Annotated in this window: 13 protein-coding genes; 10 read left to right on the top strand and 3 right to left on the bottom strand. The window is 54.6% G+C overall.

Annotated elements, in window-relative coordinates:
- Positions 1-38 precede the first annotated feature (38 nt).
- Positions 39-4,010, bottom strand: a complete 3,972-nt coding sequence (gene putA, locus F8R23_RS06045; protein WP_151415392.1) for a trifunctional transcriptional regulator/proline dehydrogenase/L-glutamate gamma-semialdehyde dehydrogenase — start codon at positions 4,008-4,010, stop codon at positions 39-41.
- 546 nt (positions 4,011-4,556) lie between these two features.
- Here putA and putP point away from each other — a divergent pair.
- The 7 genes from putP to lpxO all read left to right on the top strand — a co-directional run bounded on the left by putP (position 4,557) and on the right by lpxO (position 14,802).
- The gene (gene putP / locus F8R23_RS06040) at positions 4,557-6,041 is read left to right on the top strand and encodes a sodium/proline symporter PutP (protein ID WP_112349651.1); all 1,485 of its coding nucleotides are present in this window, start codon (positions 4,557-4,559) and stop codon (positions 6,039-6,041) included.
- A gap of 251 nt (positions 6,042-6,292) precedes the next feature.
- A complete protein-coding gene (gene efeU / locus F8R23_RS06035; protein ID WP_151415391.1) occupies positions 6,293-7,138 on the top strand; it encodes an iron uptake transporter permease EfeU in 846 nt (281 codons plus the stop codon).
- Between the two features lie 19 nt (positions 7,139-7,157).
- Positions 7,158-8,294 carry an iron uptake system protein EfeO gene (gene efeO / locus F8R23_RS06030; protein ID WP_151415390.1) on the top strand — a complete coding sequence of 379 codons (1,137 nt, stop codon included), beginning with the start codon at positions 7,158-7,160 and terminating at the stop codon, positions 8,292-8,294.
- 11 nt (positions 8,295-8,305) lie between these two features.
- Positions 8,306-9,604: an iron uptake transporter deferrochelatase/peroxidase subunit gene (gene efeB / locus F8R23_RS06025; RefSeq protein WP_129936664.1), complete on the top strand. Its 1,299-nt coding sequence runs from the start codon at positions 8,306-8,308 to the stop codon at positions 9,602-9,604.
- A gap of 211 nt (positions 9,605-9,815) precedes the next feature.
- Positions 9,816-11,963, top strand: coding sequence for a TonB-dependent receptor PqqU (gene pqqU / locus F8R23_RS06020; RefSeq protein ID WP_112349655.1), 2,148 nt, complete (start codon positions 9,816-9,818; stop codon positions 11,961-11,963).
- A 685-nt stretch (positions 11,964-12,648) separates the two neighbouring features.
- Positions 12,649-13,434: a phosphate starvation-inducible protein PhoH gene (gene phoH, locus F8R23_RS06015; RefSeq protein WP_085117328.1), complete on the top strand. Its 786-nt coding sequence runs from the start codon at positions 12,649-12,651 to the stop codon at positions 13,432-13,434.
- Positions 13,435-13,899: 465 nt separating this feature from the next.
- On the top strand, positions 13,900-14,802 hold the full coding sequence (gene lpxO, locus F8R23_RS06010; protein ID WP_129936663.1) for a lipid A hydroxylase LpxO: 903 nt from the start codon (positions 13,900-13,902) through the stop codon (positions 14,800-14,802).
- Between the two features lie 53 nt (positions 14,803-14,855).
- Here lpxO and chaA read toward each other — a convergent pair whose 3' ends face one another.
- Positions 14,856-15,956 carry a sodium-potassium/proton antiporter ChaA gene (gene chaA, locus F8R23_RS06005; RefSeq protein WP_129936662.1) on the bottom strand — a complete coding sequence of 367 codons (1,101 nt, stop codon included), beginning with the start codon at positions 15,954-15,956 and terminating at the stop codon, positions 14,856-14,858.
- A 314-nt stretch (positions 15,957-16,270) separates the two neighbouring features.
- A complete protein-coding gene (locus tag F8R23_RS06000; protein WP_012145642.1) occupies positions 16,271-17,089 on the bottom strand; it encodes a siderophore-interacting protein in 819 nt (272 codons plus the stop codon).
- Between the two features lie 130 nt (positions 17,090-17,219).
- On the opposite strand from F8R23_RS06000, the gene chaB reads away from it, so the two are divergent.
- From chaB to cbl, 3 genes are all read left to right on the top strand, one after another.
- Positions 17,220-17,447 (top strand): putative cation transport regulator ChaB, encoded by a 228-nt coding sequence (gene chaB / locus F8R23_RS05995; RefSeq protein ID WP_129936661.1) that lies wholly within the window; start codon positions 17,220-17,222, stop codon positions 17,445-17,447.
- A 455-nt stretch (positions 17,448-17,902) separates the two neighbouring features.
- Positions 17,903-18,598: a gamma-glutamylcyclotransferase gene (locus tag F8R23_RS05990; RefSeq protein ID WP_112349659.1), complete on the top strand. Its 696-nt coding sequence runs from the start codon at positions 17,903-17,905 to the stop codon at positions 18,596-18,598.
- A 298-nt stretch (positions 18,599-18,896) separates the two neighbouring features.
- A complete protein-coding gene (cbl, locus tag F8R23_RS05985) occupies positions 18,897-19,850 on the top strand; it encodes an HTH-type transcriptional regulator Cbl (protein ID WP_012145640.1) in 954 nt (317 codons plus the stop codon).
- Positions 19,851-20,066: the final 216 nt, after the last annotated feature.

The following is a 20,066-nucleotide window of genomic DNA, read 5'->3' as shown; positions in this document are numbered from 1 at the left end:
ATTACGAGCTGCCCCCCAAGGTTGATTAACAGGGAGAGTTAACCAATCGTCATCAGGCTGGCGTTACCGCCGGCGGCGGCGGTGTTGACACTCAGAGAGCGTTCGATCAGCAAGCGTTCCAACAGGATATTGATTTCGCCGTGGGCAAAGCCTTGTACTGAAACGATCGCGCCGCTGCGCTGGGCGATTTGCTCGCACAGAGTACGTAACTGATCGGCATCGCCGTGGTAAATGGCGGCGTCAAACTCCACCTTGTCCTGCTGCCAGTCTTTGCTGAAGCTGATGCTGGCCTGAACCGCAGCCGGCAGGCGACGATACAGGGCGCGTTGCAGCTCGGCTTCCGGCCACAGCACGCTGCTGCCCACCGCCAGTACCGCAGCCAACTGAGTCAGGGTATCGGCTTCGTTATCGGCCAGGCACAGTACGCGCTCACGCGGCAGCAGGGCATAGGTGTTGCGCTCGCCGGTTGGGCCTGGCAGAGGGCGCAGGGTGCCGCCCTGACCCAGCTCGCCGTAGCGTTGTGCCAGCGTCACCAGCTCTGCCTGTTTTTCGGCAATTGCCCACTGCTCCAGCGCCTGATGGGCCTTGAGCAGCTGTGGGCGCGCGGTGGCTTCCAGCGGGCGTTCGTCGTCCTGACGGCTCAGGGTGCGCAGCACCGCGTCATCCGGACGGTTAGCCAGCAAGCGGTACAGGTACAGTGGGCCACCGGCTTTCGGACCGGTGCCGGAGAGGCCTTCGCCGCCAAACGGCTGCACGCCGACCACGGCACCTACCATGTTGCGGTTCACGTACAGGTTACCCACCTTGGCACGTTCGGTGACGCGGGCGATGGTCTCATCAATACGGGTGTGAATACCCAGCGTCAGACCGTAACCGGCGGCGTTGATCTGATCGACCAATGACTCCAGATTGGAGCGCTGGAAGCGCACCACGTGCAGTACCGGGCCGAAGATCTCTTTTTGCAGCTCGTCGAAGCTGTCCAGTTCAATCAGCGTTGGCTTGATAAAGGTCCCGCGTGACCACTCTTTCTCATCTTGTGCATTGCCTTTCGCCGCCTGATAGACCTTGCGGCCCTTGGCTCGCATTGCCTGAATATGGCGTTCGATACCGGTTTTGGCCTCGGCGTCGATCACCGGCCCGATGTCGGTAGACAGGCGTTCCGGGTTACCCATGCGGCACTCGGCCATCGCACCGCGCAGCATTTGCAGCGTATGGTCCGCCACGTCTTCCTGAATGCACAGGATACGCAAGGCGGAACAACGTTGACCGGCGCTGTCGAAGGCGGAGGCGACCACGTCGGTCACCACCTGTTCGGTCAGGGCGGAAGAATCGACGATCATCGCGTTCAGGCCCCCGGTTTCGGCGATCAGCGGTGTTGGGCGACCTTGCGGATCCAAACGACCGGCGATGCTGCGTTGTAAAATACCGGCAACGTCGGTGGAGCCGGTGAACATCACGCCACGGACGCGGGCGTCATTGACCAGCACTGAGCCGACGCTTTCACCCTGGCCTGGCAACAATTGCAGCACGCCCTGGGGAATGCCGGCCTCCAGCAGAATGCGTACCGCCTGTGCGGCGATCAGCGGAGTTTGCTCGGCCGGTTTAGCCAACACGCTGTTGTCTGCCGCCAGTGCCGCGGCAATCTGGCCGGTGAAGATCGCCAGTGGGAAGTTCCACGGGCTGATACACACTACCGGGCCCAGCGGGCGGTGGCTGTCATTGGCGAAGTCATCACGCACCTGACCGGCATAGTAATGCAGGAAATCGACCGCCTCACGCACTTCGGAGATGGCGTTGTTAAAGGTTTTACCCGCTTCGCGTACCAGAATACCCAACAGGCTTTGCAGCTGGCCTTCCATCAGTTCTGCGGCGCGTTCAAGAATGGCGGCGCGTTCGGACGGCGGGGTGGCGAACCAGATTGGGCCGGCAGCGGCAGCGGCGTCGAGCGCCCGGCTGACTTCACCTTCGGTGGCTTCACGCACGTAACCGACGATATCGCCCGGTTCGGCAGGGTTAATCACCGGTTGTTCCACGCCCTGATCCAGCTCGGCGTCGATAATCGGCTCGGCACGCCATGGCTGAGTAGCGCTGCTTAGCAATGCGCTGGACAGAGAAGCCAGACGCTGTTCGTTGGACAAGTCCAGACCGCTGGAGTTGGTGCGTTTCTCGCCATACAGCTCGCGCGGCAGCGGGATACGCGGATGCGGCAGACCAATTTGCCCTTCGCTGGCGGCCATGGCTTCAACTGCGGTGACCGGATCGGCCACCAGTTCGTCGAGCGGCAACGTGGCGTCGGCAATGCGGTTAACGAACGAGGTGTTGGCTCCATTTTCCAGCAGGCGGCGCACCAGGTATGCCAGCAGCGTTTCATGGGTACCGACCGGGGCATAGATGCGGCAAGGGCGGTTTAATTTGCCGTCGGCCACTTTGCCCACCACCTGCTCATACAGCGGCTCACCCATGCCGTGCAGGCACTGGAACTCATACTGACCTGGGTAGTAGTTGTTGCCTGCCATATGGTAAATCGCGCTCAGGGTGTGGGCGTTATGGGTGGCGAACTGCGGATAAATCAGATTGGGTACCGCCAGCAGTTTGCGGGCGCAGGCCAGATAGGAGACGTCGGTGTAAACCTTGCGGGTGTAAACCGGATAGCCTTCCAGCCCGTCCATTTGGGCGCGTTTGATCTCGCTGTCCCAGTAAGCGCCTTTCACCAGACGGATCATCAGGCGACGGCGGCTGCGTTGCGCCATGTCGATCACGGCGTCGATGGCGAACGGACAGCGTTTCTGATAGGCCTGGATCACAAAGCCAATGCCGTTCCAGCCGGCCAGCTGCGGCTCAAAGCACAATTTCTCCAGCAGATCGAGTGAGATCTCCAGGCGGTCGGCTTCTTCGGCGTCGATATTGATGCCGATATCATATTGACGGGCTTGCAGGGTCAATGACAGCAGGCGTGGGTAAAGCTCTTCCATGACGCGTTCGTACTGTGCACGGCTGTAGCGCGGGTGCAGGGCGGAGAGCTTGATCGAAATACCCGGGCCTTCATAGATGCCGCGACCGTTAGACGCTTTGCCGATCGCGTGAATGGCCTGCTGGTAGGACACCAGATAGGCCTGAGCGTCGGCTTCGGTCAGGGCGGCTTCACCCAGCATGTCGTAAGAGTAGCGGAAGCCTTTGTCTTCCAGCTTGCGGGCGTTGGCCAGCGCTTCGGCGATGGTTTCGCCGGTGACGAACTGTTCGCCCATCAGGCGCATCGCCATGTCCACGCCTTTACGGATCAGCGGTTCACCGCTCTTGCCGATAATGCGGTTCAGCGAGCGCGACAGGTTGGCTTCGTTATGGGTTGAAACCAGCTTGCCGGTGAACAGCAAGCCCCAGGTGGCGGCGTTCACGAACATCGATGGGCTGCGGCCGAGGTGGGAATGCCAATTGCCATTGCTGATTTTGTCGCGGATCAGCGCGTCACGGGTTGGTTTGTCCGGAATACGCAGCAGGGCTTCCGCCAGGCACATCAGCGCCACGCCTTCTTGTGAGGAGAGCGAGAATTCCTGCAGCAGACCTTGCACCATACCGGCGCGGCCGTTTGCACTTTTTTGGTTACGCAGCTTCTCGGCGATGTTGTAAGCCATCTTATGGGTGGCTTTGGCAAGATCGGCTGGTAAGCGTGCCTGTTCGAGCATCATCGGAACCGCTTCGGTCTCAGGACGACGATAGGCTGCGGTGATAGCGGCGCGGTTAACCGACTGCGGCAGGATTTGTTCAGCAAATTCAAGGAATGGCTGGTGGGACTCTTCCTGCACTTGCGGCATAATGTCGTCCGCTTCGGCCTGGCCGGCAGCGGCAACAGCAGGAATTTCAGGCAGTTCGGAACCGTTCTCGAGACGCTCGAGATAATTGAAAATGGCCTGTTTGATCAGCCAGTGCGGCGTGCGATCGATACTTTGTGCTGCGCTTTTAATGCGATCGCGAGTTGCCTCGTCGAGCTTTACGCCCATGGTGGTAGTGCCCATGCCAATCCAACTCCTGTGTTTAAGAACCTATACACAAACTGCGGGCCAGAGAGGCTGCGGGGATAGGTTCGTGCGTTGAGTGCTGTGATGAATGCAGACAATATCCAGCATGTTGCAACTTTGTGCAACCGTGTTAAATCAGGCTGATGAGCGAAGTGTGAGTTCCATCGATTTTTTAACATCAATAACCGGCATGCTTCTTGCTCAGTCTCTGGACTAGGGGGGGATGAAGACGGAGTTTAAGTGCGTTGTCCCCAGTGATATCAGGGGTAACATCAGAATTATATTAGGTGCAACTCCGTTTAGGAGTGAAAGGTGTAACCCTGGGAGCGGTTAAATGTGACGCAGGGTAAACTTTGTGTAACTTTGTTGTTAAATATCTTGTTGGATAATGAACGGGTCATCTAGGATAGCCGTCGGCCAGACAATTGCGGGCGGAAACTATTTTCACCTGCGGGGTACCTGCAATTTCGCCACGTTCCGGCGGATGGGCAAGCAGTAACTATCGCAATACAGCGCGAAATAATAATGAGAGTGGAGAATTTCATGACAATGAGCACACCAATGCTGGTGACCTTCCTGGTGTATATCTTCGGGATGGTGTTAATCGGCTTACTTGCCTACCGGGCAACCAATAACTTTGACGACTACATTCTGGGCGGCCGTAGCCTGGGCAGCGTGGTGACCGCGCTCTCTGCCGGCGCATCGGATATGAGCGGCTGGTTGCTGATGGGCTTGCCGGGTGCCATCTTCCTGTCCGGCATCTCCGAAAGCTGGATTGCCATTGGCTTGACGATTGGCGCTTACCTTAACTGGAAGCTGGTGGCGGGGCGGCTGCGCGTGCATACCGAAGCCAACAATAATGCCCTGACGCTGCCGGATTACTTCACCAGCCGCTTTGAAGACAACAGCAAAATGCTGCGGGTGATTTCTGCCATCGTTATCCTGGTGTTCTTCACTATCTATTGTGCTTCCGGCATCGTGGCGGGTGCGCGTCTGTTCGAAAGTACCTTTGGGATGAGCTACGAAACCGCGCTGTGGGCTGGTGCCGCCGCTACTATCCTCTATACCTTTATCGGTGGATTCCTGGCGGTGAGCTGGACCGATACCGTGCAGGCCAGCCTGATGATTTTCGCGCTGATCCTGACGCCGGTAATGGTCATTATGGCTGTGGGGGGCATTGACACCTCGATGCTGGTGATTGAGGCGAAGAACCCGGCCAATATCGATATGCTGAAAGGCCTGAACTTTGTGGCGATCCTCTCACTGCTGGGTTGGGGGTTGGGCTACTTCGGTCAGCCACACATTCTGGCGCGCTTTATGGCGGCGGATTCTCACCGCACCATTCGCAGCGCACGTCGCATCAGCATGACCTGGATGATCCTGTGTCTGGCGGGGACCATTGCCGTCGGTTTCTTCGGCATTGCCTACTTCTCCAACAACCCGGATCAGGCGGGTAATGTGTCGCAGAACGGTGAGCGCGTGTTTATCGAACTGGCGATGATTCTGTTCAACCCTTGGGTGGCGGGCATTCTGCTGTCGGCCATTTTGGCGGCGGTAATGAGTACCCTGAGCTGCCAGCTGTTGGTGTGTTCAAGCGCGATTACCGAAGATTTGTATAAAGCCTTCCTGCGTAAAGGTGCCAGCCAGCGTGAGCTGGTGTGGGTCGGTCGTTTCATGGTGTTGCTGGTGGCGCTGATCGCCATCGCGCTGGCGGCAAACCCGGAAAACCGCGTGCTGGGTCTGGTGAGCTACGCCTGGGCCGGCTTCGGTGCGGCCTTTGGTCCGGTGGTGTTGATTTCGGTAATGTGGTCACGCATGACGCGTAACGGCGCATTGGCCGGCATGCTGGTCGGGGCGGTGACGGTGATTGTCTGGAAACACTTTGCCTGGCTGGATCTGTATGAAATCATCCCGGGCTTCCTGTTTGCTTGTATCGCCATCGTGACGGTGAGCCTGATGGGGCGTCAGCCTTCGGCGACTATCACCGAACGTTTTGATCAGGCAGAAGCCGAGTTTAAAACCGTTTAATCCTCGCGTAGCACGAGTCTCAAAGGGCGCTTAATGCGCCCTTTGTCATTTTTCATTCCGTCGTTTTCTGTCATCTGCCTGAAACACCTGGCGACATTTGATTAGAAAAAATCACCCTTGCGGCCCTTGTATTTATTCCAGCCAGAATGATAATCACTATCGTTGTGTTTTACTTTTCTTTACATTGGCGTTGCCGCCTTTTCCGGCGTGCGGACGCTTCGCAGCAGATGCCTTTTTAGGGGTTATTATTTATGTTTGTTCCCTTCCTTATCATGTTCCGTGAGGGGCTGGAGGCGGCGTTGATCGTCAGCCTGATCGCCAGCTACCTGAAACGCACCCAGAGGGGTCAATGGCTAGGCGTGGTATGGATAGGGGTGATTGTTGCCGCTGCCCTGTGCCTGGCGCTCGGCATTTTCATCAATGAAACCACCGGTGAATTCCCGCAGAAACAGCAAGAGCTGTTCGAAGGCATTGTTGCGGTAGTGGCGGTACTGATCCTCACCTATATGGTGTTCTGGATGCGTAAGGTGTCCAAGTCGGTCAAGGTACATCTGGAAGGCGCTATCGACAACGCGCTCAACTCTGGCAAAGGCCAGGGCTGGGCACTGGTGGCGATGGTGTTTTTTGCCGTGGCGCGTGAAGGGCTGGAGTCGGTGTTTTTCCTGCTGGCCGCCTTCCAGCAAGATGTGGGTATTGAAGCCCCGATCGGTGCAGTGCTCGGTCTGCTGGCCGCCATCGTGCTGGGTATGGCTATCTATTGGGGCGGCGTGAAGCTGCACCTGGCCAAATTCTTCAAATGGACCAGCCTGTTTATTCTGTTCGTTGCCGCTGGCCTGGCTGCCGGGGCGATCCGCGCCTTCCACGAGGCCGGACTGTGGAACCATTTCCAGGATATTGCGTTCGATTTCAGCAACCATCTGTCGACCCATTCGCTGTTTGGCACCCTGCTTGAAGGTATCTTCGGCTACCAGGAAACGCCAACGGTGAGCGAAGTTGCGGTCTATTTCCTGTATCTGATCCCGGCGCTGATTTTCTTTTTCCTGCCGCAGCGTGCGGAACCGGCAGTGGTTTCGGCGCAACGTAAAATCAATCATTAATTTTAATAGGGAATCTTGTATGTCGACTCCATTATTCCGCCGTAAGGCGTTGCACGCAGCATTACTGGCACTCCCGGCGTTTGCGCTGAGCATCAATGCCCAGGCGGCGGATGTGCCGCAGGTGAAGATTACCGTTAACGACAAACAGTGTGAGCCGATGCAGTTGACGGTTCCGGCCGGTAAAACCCAATTTGTGGTGCACAACACCAGCCAGAAAAACGTTGAATGGGAAATCCTCAAAGGGGTGATGGTGGTAGAAGAGCGTGAGAACATCGCGCCGGGCTTCACCCAGAAGATGACCGCTAATCTGGAAGCGGGTGAATACGACATGACCTGCGGGCTGCTCAGCAATCCGAAAGGCAAACTGACCGTGACTGCGGCTGCGGGTGCCACCACCGACGGCAAACCGAACGCGATGGATTTGGTTGGGCCGATTGCCGAATACAAGGTTTACGTCACCAAAGAAGTAGAAGGGCTGGTCAAGCAGACCAAGCTGTTCACCGACGCGGTAAAAGCCGGCAACGTGGAACAGGCGCGCAAACTTTATGCGCCAACACGTCAGCACTACGAGCGTATTGAGCCAATCGCCGAACTGTTCTCCGATCTGGACGGCAGCATCGACGCCCGTGAAGACGATTACGAGAAGAAAGCGGAAGATCCGAAGTTCACCGGTTTCCACCGCCTGGAGAAAGCGCTGTTTGCCGATAACACCACCAAAGACATGAGCAAATACGCCGATCAACTGTACAACGACACCGTCGAGCTGCAAAAACGCGTCACTGACTTGACCTTCCCGCCAAGCAAAGTGGTGGGCGGGGCGGCCGGTTTGATCGAAGAAGTGGCGGCGAGCAAAATCAGCGGTGAAGAAGACCGTTATAGCCGCACCGATCTGTGGGACTTCCAGGCTAACGTCGACGGCGCGCAGAAAATCGTTAACCTGCTGCGCCCGCTGCTGGTGAAGGCCAACAAGCCGTTGCTGGACAAAATCGACGCCAACTTTAAAACCGTTGATACCATTCTGGCGAAGTACAAAACCAAAGATGGCTATGAGTCTTACGAGAAGCTGACCGATGCCGATCGCAATGCCATGAAAGGGCCAATCACCACCCTGGCGGAAGACTTGTCACAACTGCGTGGCGTTCTGGGTCTGGATTGAGGCAAAGCATAATGAGTAACAAGATCGGCCCGGCCAACGGGCCGTATCCACAGCCGCAGGACGCGGCGTCACCGTCGCGCCGTCGTTTGCTGCAAGGATTGGGGCTGGGCGTGCTGGCGTTGGGCGGCAGCCGTCTGACTCAGGCGGCAGATAAAGTGGCAGAACCGCTGGCGGTGCCGCAGGACGAACGGTGGCAGAAGCAGCCGTTTTATGGCGCACATCAGGCCGGGATCCTCACCCCGCAGCAAGCTGCGATGATGCTGGTGGCGTTTGACGTGCTGGCCAGCAACAAGCAGGATTTGGAGCGGCTGTTCCGGCTGCTGACCACCCGCATTGCCTTCCTGACTACCGGCGGCAGGGCACCGGAGGTGGATCCCAAGTTACCACCGCTCGATTCGGGCATTATGGGGCCGGAGATTTATCCGGATAACCTGACCATCACCGTGTCGGTCGGCACCTCGTTGTTTGACGAACGCTTCGGGTTACAGGCACAAAAACCGCTGCGTCTGCAAAAAATGACGCGCTTCCCTAACGACTCGCTGGACGCCAGTCTGTGTCATGGTGATTTGGTGTTGCAGATTTGCGCCAATACCAATGAAACGGTGATCCACGCGCTGCGCGACATTATCAAACATTCGCCGGATCTGCTCAGCGTGCGCTGGAAGCGGGAAGGGTTTATTTCTGCCCACGCCGCACGTAGCAAAGGCAAAGAAACACCGATCAACCTGCTGGGCTTTAAAGACGGCACCGCCAACCCGAAAACCAGCGATAAACCGCTGATGGATCAGGTGGTGTGGGTGGCGGATAACGCCGGAGAACCCGCATGGGCGGTGGGCGGCAGCTATCAGGCTGCGCGTATTATCCGCTTCCACGTGGAGTTTTGGGATCGCACGCCGTTGCAGGAACAGCAAACTATCTTCGGTCGCGACAAGCACAGCGGCGCGCCGCTTGGCATGAAGCATGAGCATGACGAGCCGGACTACGCGCAAGATCCCGAAGGCAAGATGATCCCGATGGATGCGCATATTCGCCTGGCAAACCCGCGCACGCCGCAAACTCAGAGCAATTTGCTGTTGCGGCGGGGTTACAGCTATTCGATTGGCGTGTCCAATTCCGGTCAACTGGAAATGGGGTTGCTGTTTGTCTGTTATCAGGCAGATTTGGAAAAAGGCTTCCTGACGGTGCAAAAACGTCTGAACGGCGAGGCGTTGGAAGAGTACGTCAAGCCGATCGGCGGCGGTTACTTCTTTGCGTTGCCGGGGGTAAAAGAAGCTAATGATTACCTGGGCAGCGGTCTGTTGAAAGCCTAAGTCACCTCTTACAAGGCGGGGTTTCCCCGCCTCATTTTTCTGATATCTGCCGCGAACCGCCGTTAATTGAAATCAACCCTGTCCTTGCGCAATTGGGGGAACGGGCTTTAATTAGGCTAACTATTTTCATTTTTTGTTAAAAGCATTAACATGTCGACCATAACGTTCCAAATGGTTCATACCTTCCGATCCCTTTAACGGCATTCTCCAGATGAAAAGCACTCATAAAAACCGGTTGGCAGTTTCAGCCCTGGTTATTCCCGCCTTACTGCCTGTCTCTGCCAGCTTCGCGCAAGACAAGGATAACGAACAGTCCATGGTGGTCACGGCCAAGCGCAGCGGTCTTTCCGAACTCTCTACTCCGGCGGCCGTCAGCGTGGTGAATGGTGACCAAATCCGTGAGGCGAGACCGCAGATCAACCTGTCGGAAAGCCTGGGTAGCGTGCCGGGTCTGCAAATTCAGAACCGACAGAACTATGCGCAGGATTTGCAGCTGTCGGTGCGCGGTTTCGGGGCCCGTTCTATGTATGGCGTGCGCGGCGTGCGTATTTATGTCGACGGTATTCCGGCCACCATGCCGGACGGCCAGGGGCAGACCTCGAATATCGACCTTAACTCGGTCGAGAAGGTGGAAGTACTGCGCGGGCCTTTTTCCGCCCTTTACGGGAATGCCTCCGGCGGCATGGTGAATGTGGAAACCGAAACCGGCCAACAGCCGACTCGCCTGGAGGCCAGTTCGTATTTCGGCAGCTACGGCACCTGGCGCTATGGTGTTAAAGCCACTGGGGCGACCGGCGACGGCACCCAAGCCGGTGATGTTAACTACACGATTTCCGGTACCCGTTTCACCACCCAGGGGTTCCGCGATCACAGCGGCGCGCAGAAAAACCTCGGCAATGCCAAGCTGGGTGTGCGCATCGACGATGTCAGCACGCTGACGCTGTTGTTCAACAGTGTTGATATCGACGCCAATGACCCAGGCGGTCTGACTTCTGCCGAATGGCACGATAATCCGCGCCAGGCACCACGAGCCGATCAGTACAACACACGCAAAACCACGTCACAGACCCAGGCCGGGCTGCATTATGAGCGCCAGATGGGCGCCAATGATGACCTGAGCATCATGATGTACGCCGGTGAGCGCGAAACCACCCAGTATCAGTCGATCCCGGTCGCGGTGCAGCAGCGCAGTGCGCAGCATCCGGGCGGAGTGATTGACCTGACGCGCCACTATCAGGGGATTGATACTCGCTGGACGCACCGTGGCGAGTTGGGGGTTCCTTATACCCTTACCGGCGGGTTGGATTATGAAACCATGACCGAGCAGCGCAAAGGGTATGAAAACTTTACTCAGGTCAACGGCGTAACCGAGCTTGGCACCGAGGGGGCACTGCGCCGTAATGAACGCAACCTGATGTGGAACCTCGACCCTTATCTGCAAACTTCGTGGCAGTTAACCCAGCAACTGACGCTGGATGTCGGTATGCGTTACAGCACCGTCAATTTTGACTCCAACGATCACTACATCACCGGAGCTAATGGCGATGACAGCGGTAACGCCAGTTATCATAAGTGGCTACCGGCCGGTTCCCTTAACTATGCGGTGATGAGCGGCTGGAACCTGTATCTTTCCGCCGGTCGTGGCTTTGAGACCCCGACCATTAATGAACTATCTTACCGTTCCGGCAATCAGTCTGGGCTCAACTTCGGCCTGAACCCATCGACCAGCGATACGGTAGAATTCGGCAGTAAAACCCGCATTGGCAATGGCTTGCTGACCGCCGCAGTGTTCCAGACAGACACCAGCAACGAAATTGTGGTTGATGAAAGCAGTAACGGACGCAGCAGCTACAAAAACGCCGGACAGACACGCAGGCGTGGGCTTGAGTTGGCGCTGGATCAGCAGTTCGCTTATGACTGGCGGGTACAGTTAGCCTGGACGTTGCTGGATGCGCGTTACCGCGACGATGTTTGTGGTGATAGCCAGTGTTCGGCGGCCAACATGGTACCGAGTGGCAACCGGATGCCGGGCATTGCGCGCAATATGGGTTATGCCTCGTTGGCCTGGTCACCGCCGGAAGGGTGGTATGCCGGTGCTGAGGTGCGCTATATGAGCGATATCGAGGTTAATGACGCCAACAGCGAACAGGCTCCGGCTTATACCACCGTCGGCTTAAATACCGGCTATCGTTATCCGCTGGGCAACTGGATGCTTAACGTTTTTGGCCGGGTAGATAACCTGTTTGACCGTCAATATGTTGGTTCGGTGATCGTCAATGAAGGCAATGGCCGTTACTACGAACCGGCACCGGGCAGAAACTGGGGCGGCGGATTGAGCGTTTCTTATACCTTCGAGTAACCGCCGGATGAGTTTATCGGCGTGATCACTCAGCAACAGGGCGGGAGCTATCCCGCCTTTTTTATTTATAATTTTCGGCGAACAGAAAGATTTTTGTTTGTGCAAATTTTAATCAGGAAACCAAAATGTCATCCGGTTTTTTTAATCATAACTATTTGATATGGTGATAAATAAAAATTTTATTGAATGACGTAATCGGCGTGATATAGTGTTCTTGTTGCGTCTAAAAACAAAAAAGATTAAATTTTTTTACATTTTAGCAACGCACGAGGTTTGAATGTCATTATACTGTAATCATCTGGCGGTAGTTTTCACAAGGTGCACAGCTCGAAGCTGTAAATAACACTGCGGGGATCGCTAATGGTAAAGTCCTTGGTTGGGCTAGAAAGAACAAATAACAGACCTTCCCTGATTTCTCGTTGTAACGAGGGTTCTCTCTCCGACTCTCTTTTCCTGGCCACTCCGCACTCTCGTCATTCGAAATTCTTGTCACTTTTTACTCTAGGTTTAATTACGCAATCGCATTCTCCCGTGAAAAATCGGTGTGCTAACACGCCCGCCGCGTATTCACTTTTACTCTTGGCTATTGTTGGTTCAAAAGGGAGCCAAAACCTAATCTGTGTGTGAAACATAATCGCGCGGTCCAGACCGCCGCGGTAGGTGAAACAAACTGTAAGGTGCCACTATGAGACAAAAAGCAGTGATCAAAGCACGTCGTGAAGCGAAACGCGTTATTCGTCGTGACGCTCGTAGTCATCGCCAGCTTGAAGAAGAGTCCGTAACCTCGCTGGTACAAATGGGTGGTGTTGAGTCTATTGGCATGGCGCGAGACAAGCGCGATAGCTCTACCATCGAGGCTAGAACCGAAGCTCAGGGTCATTACTTAATCGCCATAGATAAGAAGCAGTTGATTTTTGCCACCGGTGAAGCCGGCTGCGGCAAAACTTTCATCAGCGCTGCGAAAGCGGCAGAAGCCCTTATACATAAAGAAGTGGATCGGATTATTGTTACTCGCCCGGTTCTTCAGGCGGATGAAGACCTCGGTTTCTTACCTGGGGATATTTCAGAGAAGTTTGCCCCTTATTTCCGCCCGGTGTATGACATTCTGGTGCGCCGCTTGGGATCGTCCTTTATGCAATACTGCCTGCGTCCGGAAATCGGCAAGGTAGAGATCGCGCCTTTCGCCTACATGCGTGGGCGTACCTTCGAAAATGCGGTAGTTATCCTGGATGAAGCCCAGAACGTGACCGCCAGCCAGATGAAGATGTTCCTGACCCGTTTGGGTGAGAACGTAACGGTAATCGTTAATGGTGACGTAACCCAATGCGATTTGCCGCGCGGCGTGAAGTCCGGCCTCAGCGATGCGATGGAACGCTTCGAGGAGGATGAAATGATCGGCATCATCCGCTTTGATAAACAAGACTGCGTCCGCTCCGCCCTGTGCCAGCGTACGCTCAACGCCTACAGTTAAAACCTGCCCGCTAATTCAAGGCCGCCGCTTCGGCGGCCTTTTTCATGATGTTGCCTGCGCGTATTATTTATTTTTATTATTGTTCGCGCTGTTGTTATTTATTTTAAATAACACCCTGAGTTAAACATGGGGGGATTATGATGCACTGATCGAAATCAAATTATTAATTTATTGTTTTACCGTGACTTACAGGTTCCACTTATAGCTTAACGGCAAAGTTAATTTTCGTTTATTGCCTTTGGCAGACCGCTCTGGTTGGCCTGGTTGGACAGCGCTGAACCGTCAATCTCCGCTTGTTTACCTCTTGTGTAAATTATTGTGGTTTTTTGTATAGATTTTAGTTGGGTTAGCGTTAATGCTTAGTGGTGTTCCAGACGGGCGAAGGGGTTCATCCGCCAAAAGGAAATATCTGGGAGTATGCCGGGTTGGCGTACTGGGCATTGGGATTTTCAAAGCGGTTCAATCATGAAATATATTATTTTATTGCTATTTATTTTATGCGTTGTGTATGTCCATTACCGTGGCAGGGTGCGTTACACCTTCTGGCGGCAGCTTTCCGATCATTCGACCTTCACTGCGCCATTGAACGTTTTTATGTACTTATTCTCACGCGTGCCGACCACCCCTTATTTGCAGCCGGAGCAATTTCCAGAACTGCAGGTGCTGCGGGAGAATTGGCAAAGCATTCGCGATGAAGGGCAGCAGCTGATGGCGATCCAGCAGATCAAAGCCTCGGATCAATTTAATGACGCCGGATTCAATTCGTTTTTCAAAACCGGCTGGAAGCGCTTTTATTTAAAATGGTATGAAGACAGCCACCCGTCGGCGATGAGCCTGTGTCCGCAGACCACGGCTTTGTTACGGAGCCTGCCTTCGGTCAAGGCGGCGATGTTTGCCGAACTGCCGGACGGCAGCCGCCTGCCACGTCACCGCGACCCTTACGCCGGTTCGCTGCGTTATCACCTGGGGCTGATTACTCCGAATGACGACCGCTGTTTTATTGAAGTGGACGGCGAGCGTTATAGCTGGCGCGATGGCGAAGGAGTGATGTTTGACGAGACCTATCTGCATTTCGCCGAAAACCAAAGTGGGCAAAACCGGCTGATCCTGTTTTGTGATATCGAAAGACCGATGCGTTTCCGCTGGGCGCAGGGCATCAACCACTGGTTGGGGCGTAACCTGATGAGCGCGGCTACCGCACCCAATGAAGAGGGCGATCGTACCGGGGGGGTTAACAAGCTGTTCAAGTATATTTATGCGGTGCGCAAAGTGGGGAAACGGCTGAAGGCGTGGAACCGTACCGGGTATTACATCATTAAATGGATTTTGTTTGGCGGTATCGCGGCGGGCATTTTTTTCGCGGTATAAGTTTTCGCGATATCTATAAAAACGAAGGGCGCCACGGGACGCCCTTCGGTTAATCAGGCAAAGATAGTCATCATATAGGCGGCAAACAGCGCCAGGTGCGCCGTACCGTTCAGCACGTTGGTCCTGCCGGTAGAGAACGAAAGCTGGCACAGCAACAACACCGTCAGCATCACCACGATATGCGGCGTCTGCAAACCGAAGATCAACGTCTGACCGGTCAGCGTGGCGATGACGGTGACCGCCGGTACCGTCAGGGAAATGGTCGCCAGCACAGAACCGAAGAACAGGTTCATGGCGCGCTGTACCTGATTATTCAATACCGCGCGCAGTGCCCCCAGACCTTCAGGCGACAGGATCAGCAGGGCGACCAGGAAACCGGTAAATTGCGCCGGGGCATTCACCTTGGTCAACAAACCTTCCAGCGGATTGGCGTTAAATTTGGTTACTGCGATCACCGCAACCAGATGCACGATCAGCCAAATGGCATGCCAGGCACTGCTGTGCGAGGAAGGCTTGCCATGGTGCGGATCGCCATCGTCATCTTCGTGCTCATAGACGAACAGGCTCTGGTGGGTTTTGGTCTGGATCACCAGGAACACGCCGTACATGGCGGCAGAAATCACCGAAACCAGCAGCGCCTGACCGGTAGTGAAGTTACCGCCCGGCAGCGCACTCGGGAACACCAGCACAATCACCGCCAGCGGGAAAATCGCCATCAGATACTGTTTTATACCGCCGAGGTTAACGTACTGGGTGGCGAATTTGCGGCCGCCAAGCAGCAGCGCAACACCCACCAATCCGGCGCTGACAATCATAATGATCGAGTAAAGGGTGTCGCGCATCAGCGCCGGTGCGGCATCGCCGGTGGCCATCAACGCAGAAATCAGGCTGACTTCCAGGATTACCACCGACAGGCTGAGGATCAGCGAGCCGTAGGGTTCACCCAGGCGGTGAGCCAGGACATCGGCGTGGCGTACTACGCTGAACGCACTGCTGAGAATACCGATCAGGGCAACGATGTTAATGCCGACGATCAACGGAAAGTTGCTGGTATTACCCCACAAATTCAGCACCACCAGGGCGGCAATGGGCAGCAGCAGGGAATACTCGGTGTGGCGGGATTTGGATCGGCCAGGATCGTTTTGCGACTTCATTTCGATGGTACTCCTTCTCAAACAGCGTGGTCCCGTCTTCGCTAACTGCCGTTAAAGGCAACTCTGCGCATCCAGAATGCATTTTTATTTAATAATAATAGGATACACCCAGTGGCGCGTGCCGGGGAATGATGTGATGTTGTTTTACTTGCAAAAGCAAATGCTTGCAATATGTGACTAGGTTAACAAAAAAACCGCACGGGATGCGGTTTTCTTTACTTTCTTTTACGCAGTAACATGAAATTACTTCATTAACGGCACATAAATTGCAGTTTTAGCGTGTATAGCACCGTTAATAAAGGAAAAAATTCACATCAGTCATCAATATTGTCCATAATTTCATGCCGTTTATTATGATAACCCTCTTCGTTTAACCCCTCACGCCAGTAAGGTACGGCATAAAGCCGATTACGCTCACATTGACGATCGCGGCGCAGGAAGCGGCGCAGTTCAACCACCAGACGATCTTCACCGGCCAGCCAGTATTGGGTCGCGGCCTGTGGCTGCGGCAAGGCGCAAAATTGGGTGATCAGCTCAGCGGTTTTCTCGGTGCCGCCAATAATCCAGCTTAGCTCAAGGCCTGCAGGTTTTTTCAGCTCGATCACGTCGGCCGAGCTATCTACACGGATAAAGGCATTGCCTTCGCTGTGTGCCGGTAGCCCTTCCAGCAAAGCTGCCAATGCGGGTAAAGAAGAAGGATCGCCGGCCAGGCAGTAAAAGTCAGCCTCTGGCAGCATAGGTTTCGGGCCACCGGGATTGCTGATGCCAATTTTATCGCCGGCTTTCGCCGCGCGGGCAAAGTCAACCGCCGGACCGCTGTGGTCATGAATGGCGAATTCAATGTCGACTTCCGCCAGTTCCGGACGTACCGCACGGATGGAGTAGGTACGAACAATGGGGCGCACCGCATCGGCTGCCCAGCGTGGGCCATTTTCGGTCAGCGTCGGCAGATCCGGCTGTGTCTGGCCTGCCAGCGGCAGGAAAACCTTGATGTGCGCGGCAGCAGCATTTGCCGGGTAATAGCGCAGGTCCGGCGCGGTGAAGGTGATACGGCGCAGGTGCGGGGTAATATCGCGAATGGCACTGACTGCAATCAGGTAGGGTGCGCGTGAGCGTGGGGCTTCGGTAGTCACGGGGTTCTCCTTATGTTCGTTTGGCGCAGAGTATATCACGCCATTTGATAATGAGAATTGTTTGCTAGTTGAGGTGGGTGGATGGGGCATCTAAGCTTAAGGTTCACTGACGACTTACCGGAGGAAAGTGATGCCCTATAACAGCACAAATGCCTTGCCTGACAATGTGAAGAACGTATTGCCGGCGCACGCGCAAGAGATCTACAAGGAAGCATTCAACAGCGCCTGGCAACAATATCGCGATCCGGACGACCGACGCGGTGACGACAGTCGTGAGGAAACGGCACATAAGGTGGCTTGGGCCGCAGTCAAGCAAAGCTACCGCAAAGGCGATGATGACCACTGGCATAAAAAGTAACCTTTCATCCGGCGCCTTGGTGCGCCGGTAAATTCTGCGTTTTGAACCTACAAGTTGGCAATTAATATTATTGCTGCTGAGTACAAACACTTTTTCACTTTAAACCCTGCTTGAAACTTGATTGCTCCCAGAGAAAAGAATAAGGTCATTATTATCGCGGGAAGGGTTATAGAATTAATAAAATTCCGCAGCTAATAAATATACCCTATGGCTTTCAAGTTGCAGCTAGGCGACCAGCTCGCTCATCCCCAGGCGCTTACAAAAGTTAAGTAACTGGGGTGAGCGACAAATCTGTCGGGAACAGATTTGAACGCTGCTTGCAGCGGCCCTGAAAGGGCAAGGCCCATGGATGGGTCTTGTAAGCAGATAACAACGCTGCAACTTGAAAGATGACGGGTATAAGATGAACAGTGGCTAGGGAATATGAGCAATCTTATTCCCGGGAGGTTGTTAAGGTGTTAACGCGAGATTTTCTGCAAAATGCGGATTGCAAAACAGCATTCGGCACCATTGAGGAGTCGCTGTTACTGACATCAGAGCAGCGTGCGGCCTCACTGGATTGTACTTTATCCCGTCGGCCGGATAACAGCCCGGTGTGGGTTTTCGGCTACGGGTCACTGATGTGGAACCCGGTATTTGAATCCGAAGAGGTGCGACCGGCCACGTTGCAGGGCTGGCACCGCGCTTTCTGTTTGCGGCTGACCGCCGGGCGCGGCACCTTGCATCAGCCTGGGCGTATGTTAGCTCTGAAAGAGGGCGGAAGTACCACCGGGCTGGCGTTTCGCCTACCGGAAGCCAAGCTGCACGAAGAGCTGGAACTGCTGTGGAAACGTGAGATGCTGACCGGCTGTTATTTGCCGACCTGGTGCGATCTCAGCCTGGCCGATGGCCAAGTGGTGACCGCGTTGGTGTTTGTGATGAACCCGCAGCATCCGCTGTTTGAAGAAGATACCAGCCACCAGGTGATCGCACCCTTGATCGCCAGCGCCAGCGGGCCATTGGGTACCAACGCTCAGTACCTGTTCTCACTGGATACCGAGCTGAGAAACCAAGGTATGAAGGACGACTGCATTGGCGATTTGGTGTGCTATGTGCAGCAGTGGTTGCAGCAGAATACCTCCGGTCCTGTCGGTGGAGAGGCAACGGCCTGATCCCCGCACTGCGTTTTAATGAGGCTCAGCATGCTGAGCCTTTTTTCGTTTCATATATCTAATACCTATATTTAATAACTTTATTCTGCATGAATATTTAATCCACAATTTATAAGTGGTTATTTATCTCATTAATATTAAAGGAATTGGTTATTTTAAGGCTAAGAAACAGTTAATTCACAGCGGTGAAAAATTCACTTAGCATGAAAATGCATAACTAAAGGTTATTTCTTATTTGTCCCCTCACGCCAGACTCCGTATCACTGTGTTAACAATATTGTTCGACCGGGGGGAGTGGATGAACTTTCAACAATTAAAAATTATTCGGGAATCGGCGCGCTGCAACTACAACCTGACCGAGGTGGCCAACACTTTATTTACCTCGCAGTCGGGTGTCAGCCGCCATATTCGGGAACTGGAAGAAGAGCTGGGCATTGAGATATTTATCCGCCGCGGCAAGCGTTTATTAGGCATGACCGAACCGGGCAAAGAGCTACTGGTGGTGGCGGAACGCATCCTGAATGATGCCAATAATATCCGCCGTCTGGCGGACGTATTCAGCAGCAACGACGCCGGTCAACTGCACATCGCCACTACCCATACCCAGGCACGCTACAGCCTGCCGGGGGTGATTAAAGAGTTTCGCGCGCTGTATCCGCGGGTGAGGGTGGTACTGAATCAGGGCAGCCCCGAAGAAATCGTCGGTATGCTGGCTTCCGGTGAGGCCGATATCGGCATTGCCAGTGAGCGGTTGATGAGCGACGAGTCTCTGGCGGCGTTTCCTTATTACCGCTGGCACCACACCATACTGGTGCCGGAAGGGCATGAGTTGACCCGTCAGCCACAGGTAACGCTGGAAATGCTCAGTACTTTGCCACTGATTACCTACCGGCAGGGCATTACCGGCCGGTCACGGCTGGATAGCGCTTTCAAAGCTGCCGGGTTAACGCCGGATATTGCTTTAAGCGCGCAGGATTCTGACGTGATTAAAACCTATGTTGAGCTGGGATTGGGGGTGGGCGTGCTGGCGGATATGTCCTACGAGAAGGAACGCGACCACGGGTTGGTTAGCCTTAACGCCGAACACCTGTTCGAACCCAATACCGTTTGGTTAGGTTTGAAACGCAGTCAGTTACAACGTAACTATGCATGGCGATTTATCCAGCTCTGTAACCCAACGCTGTCGCTGACCGAAATCAAAGACAAAGTGTTCTCCTCACAGCTGGATACGGTGATCGATTACCAGATTTAATCGGAGGGAAGGTGGCTGGCAAGCAGGCCGGGCATGTGCCCGGCGATAGGGAAAGTTAAAGCTGTTTTCTCAACAGTTTTCTGACCATACGGCGTTTGCTTTTTTGCACTGGGCCTATGAGTTCTAATATGGGGACTTCTTCTTTTGCGCACCCACTCGCAAAAGCCCGCCTGCTTAATAATCAAAATCTCAGCTATAGACATAAAAAGAATATCT

It is taken from the genome of Serratia proteamaculans, assembly GCF_008830365.1.
Classification (GTDB): domain Bacteria; phylum Pseudomonadota; class Gammaproteobacteria; order Enterobacterales; family Enterobacteriaceae; genus Serratia; species Serratia proteamaculans.
This window is presented reverse-complemented; position numbering and strand designations above follow the sequence as displayed.

Excerpts from the sequence above, each read along its gene's own strand:
- putA (WP_151415392.1), bottom strand. The coding sequence starts at position 4,010 with ATGGGCACTACCACCATGGGCGTAAAGCTCGACGAGGCAACTCGCGAT.
- putP (WP_112349651.1), top strand. The coding sequence starts at position 4,557 with ATGACAATGAGCACACCAATGCTGGTGACCTTCCTGGTGTATATCTTC.
- efeU (WP_151415391.1), top strand. The coding sequence starts at position 6,293 with ATGTTTGTTCCCTTCCTTATCATGTTCCGTGAGGGGCTGGAGGCGGCG.
- efeO (WP_151415390.1), top strand. The coding sequence starts at position 7,158 with ATGTCGACTCCATTATTCCGCCGTAAGGCGTTGCACGCAGCATTACTG.
- efeB (WP_129936664.1), top strand. The coding sequence starts at position 8,306 with ATGAGTAACAAGATCGGCCCGGCCAACGGGCCGTATCCACAGCCGCAG.
- pqqU (WP_112349655.1), top strand. The coding sequence starts at position 9,816 with ATGAAAAGCACTCATAAAAACCGGTTGGCAGTTTCAGCCCTGGTTATT.
- phoH (WP_085117328.1), top strand. The coding sequence starts at position 12,649 with ATGAGACAAAAAGCAGTGATCAAAGCACGTCGTGAAGCGAAACGCGTT.
- lpxO (WP_129936663.1), top strand. The coding sequence starts at position 13,900 with ATGAAATATATTATTTTATTGCTATTTATTTTATGCGTTGTGTATGTC.
- chaA (WP_129936662.1), bottom strand. The coding sequence starts at position 15,956 with ATGAAGTCGCAAAACGATCCTGGCCGATCCAAATCCCGCCACACCGAG.
- chaB (WP_129936661.1), top strand. The coding sequence starts at position 17,220 with ATGCCCTATAACAGCACAAATGCCTTGCCTGACAATGTGAAGAACGTA.
- cbl (WP_012145640.1), top strand. The coding sequence starts at position 18,897 with ATGAACTTTCAACAATTAAAAATTATTCGGGAATCGGCGCGCTGCAAC.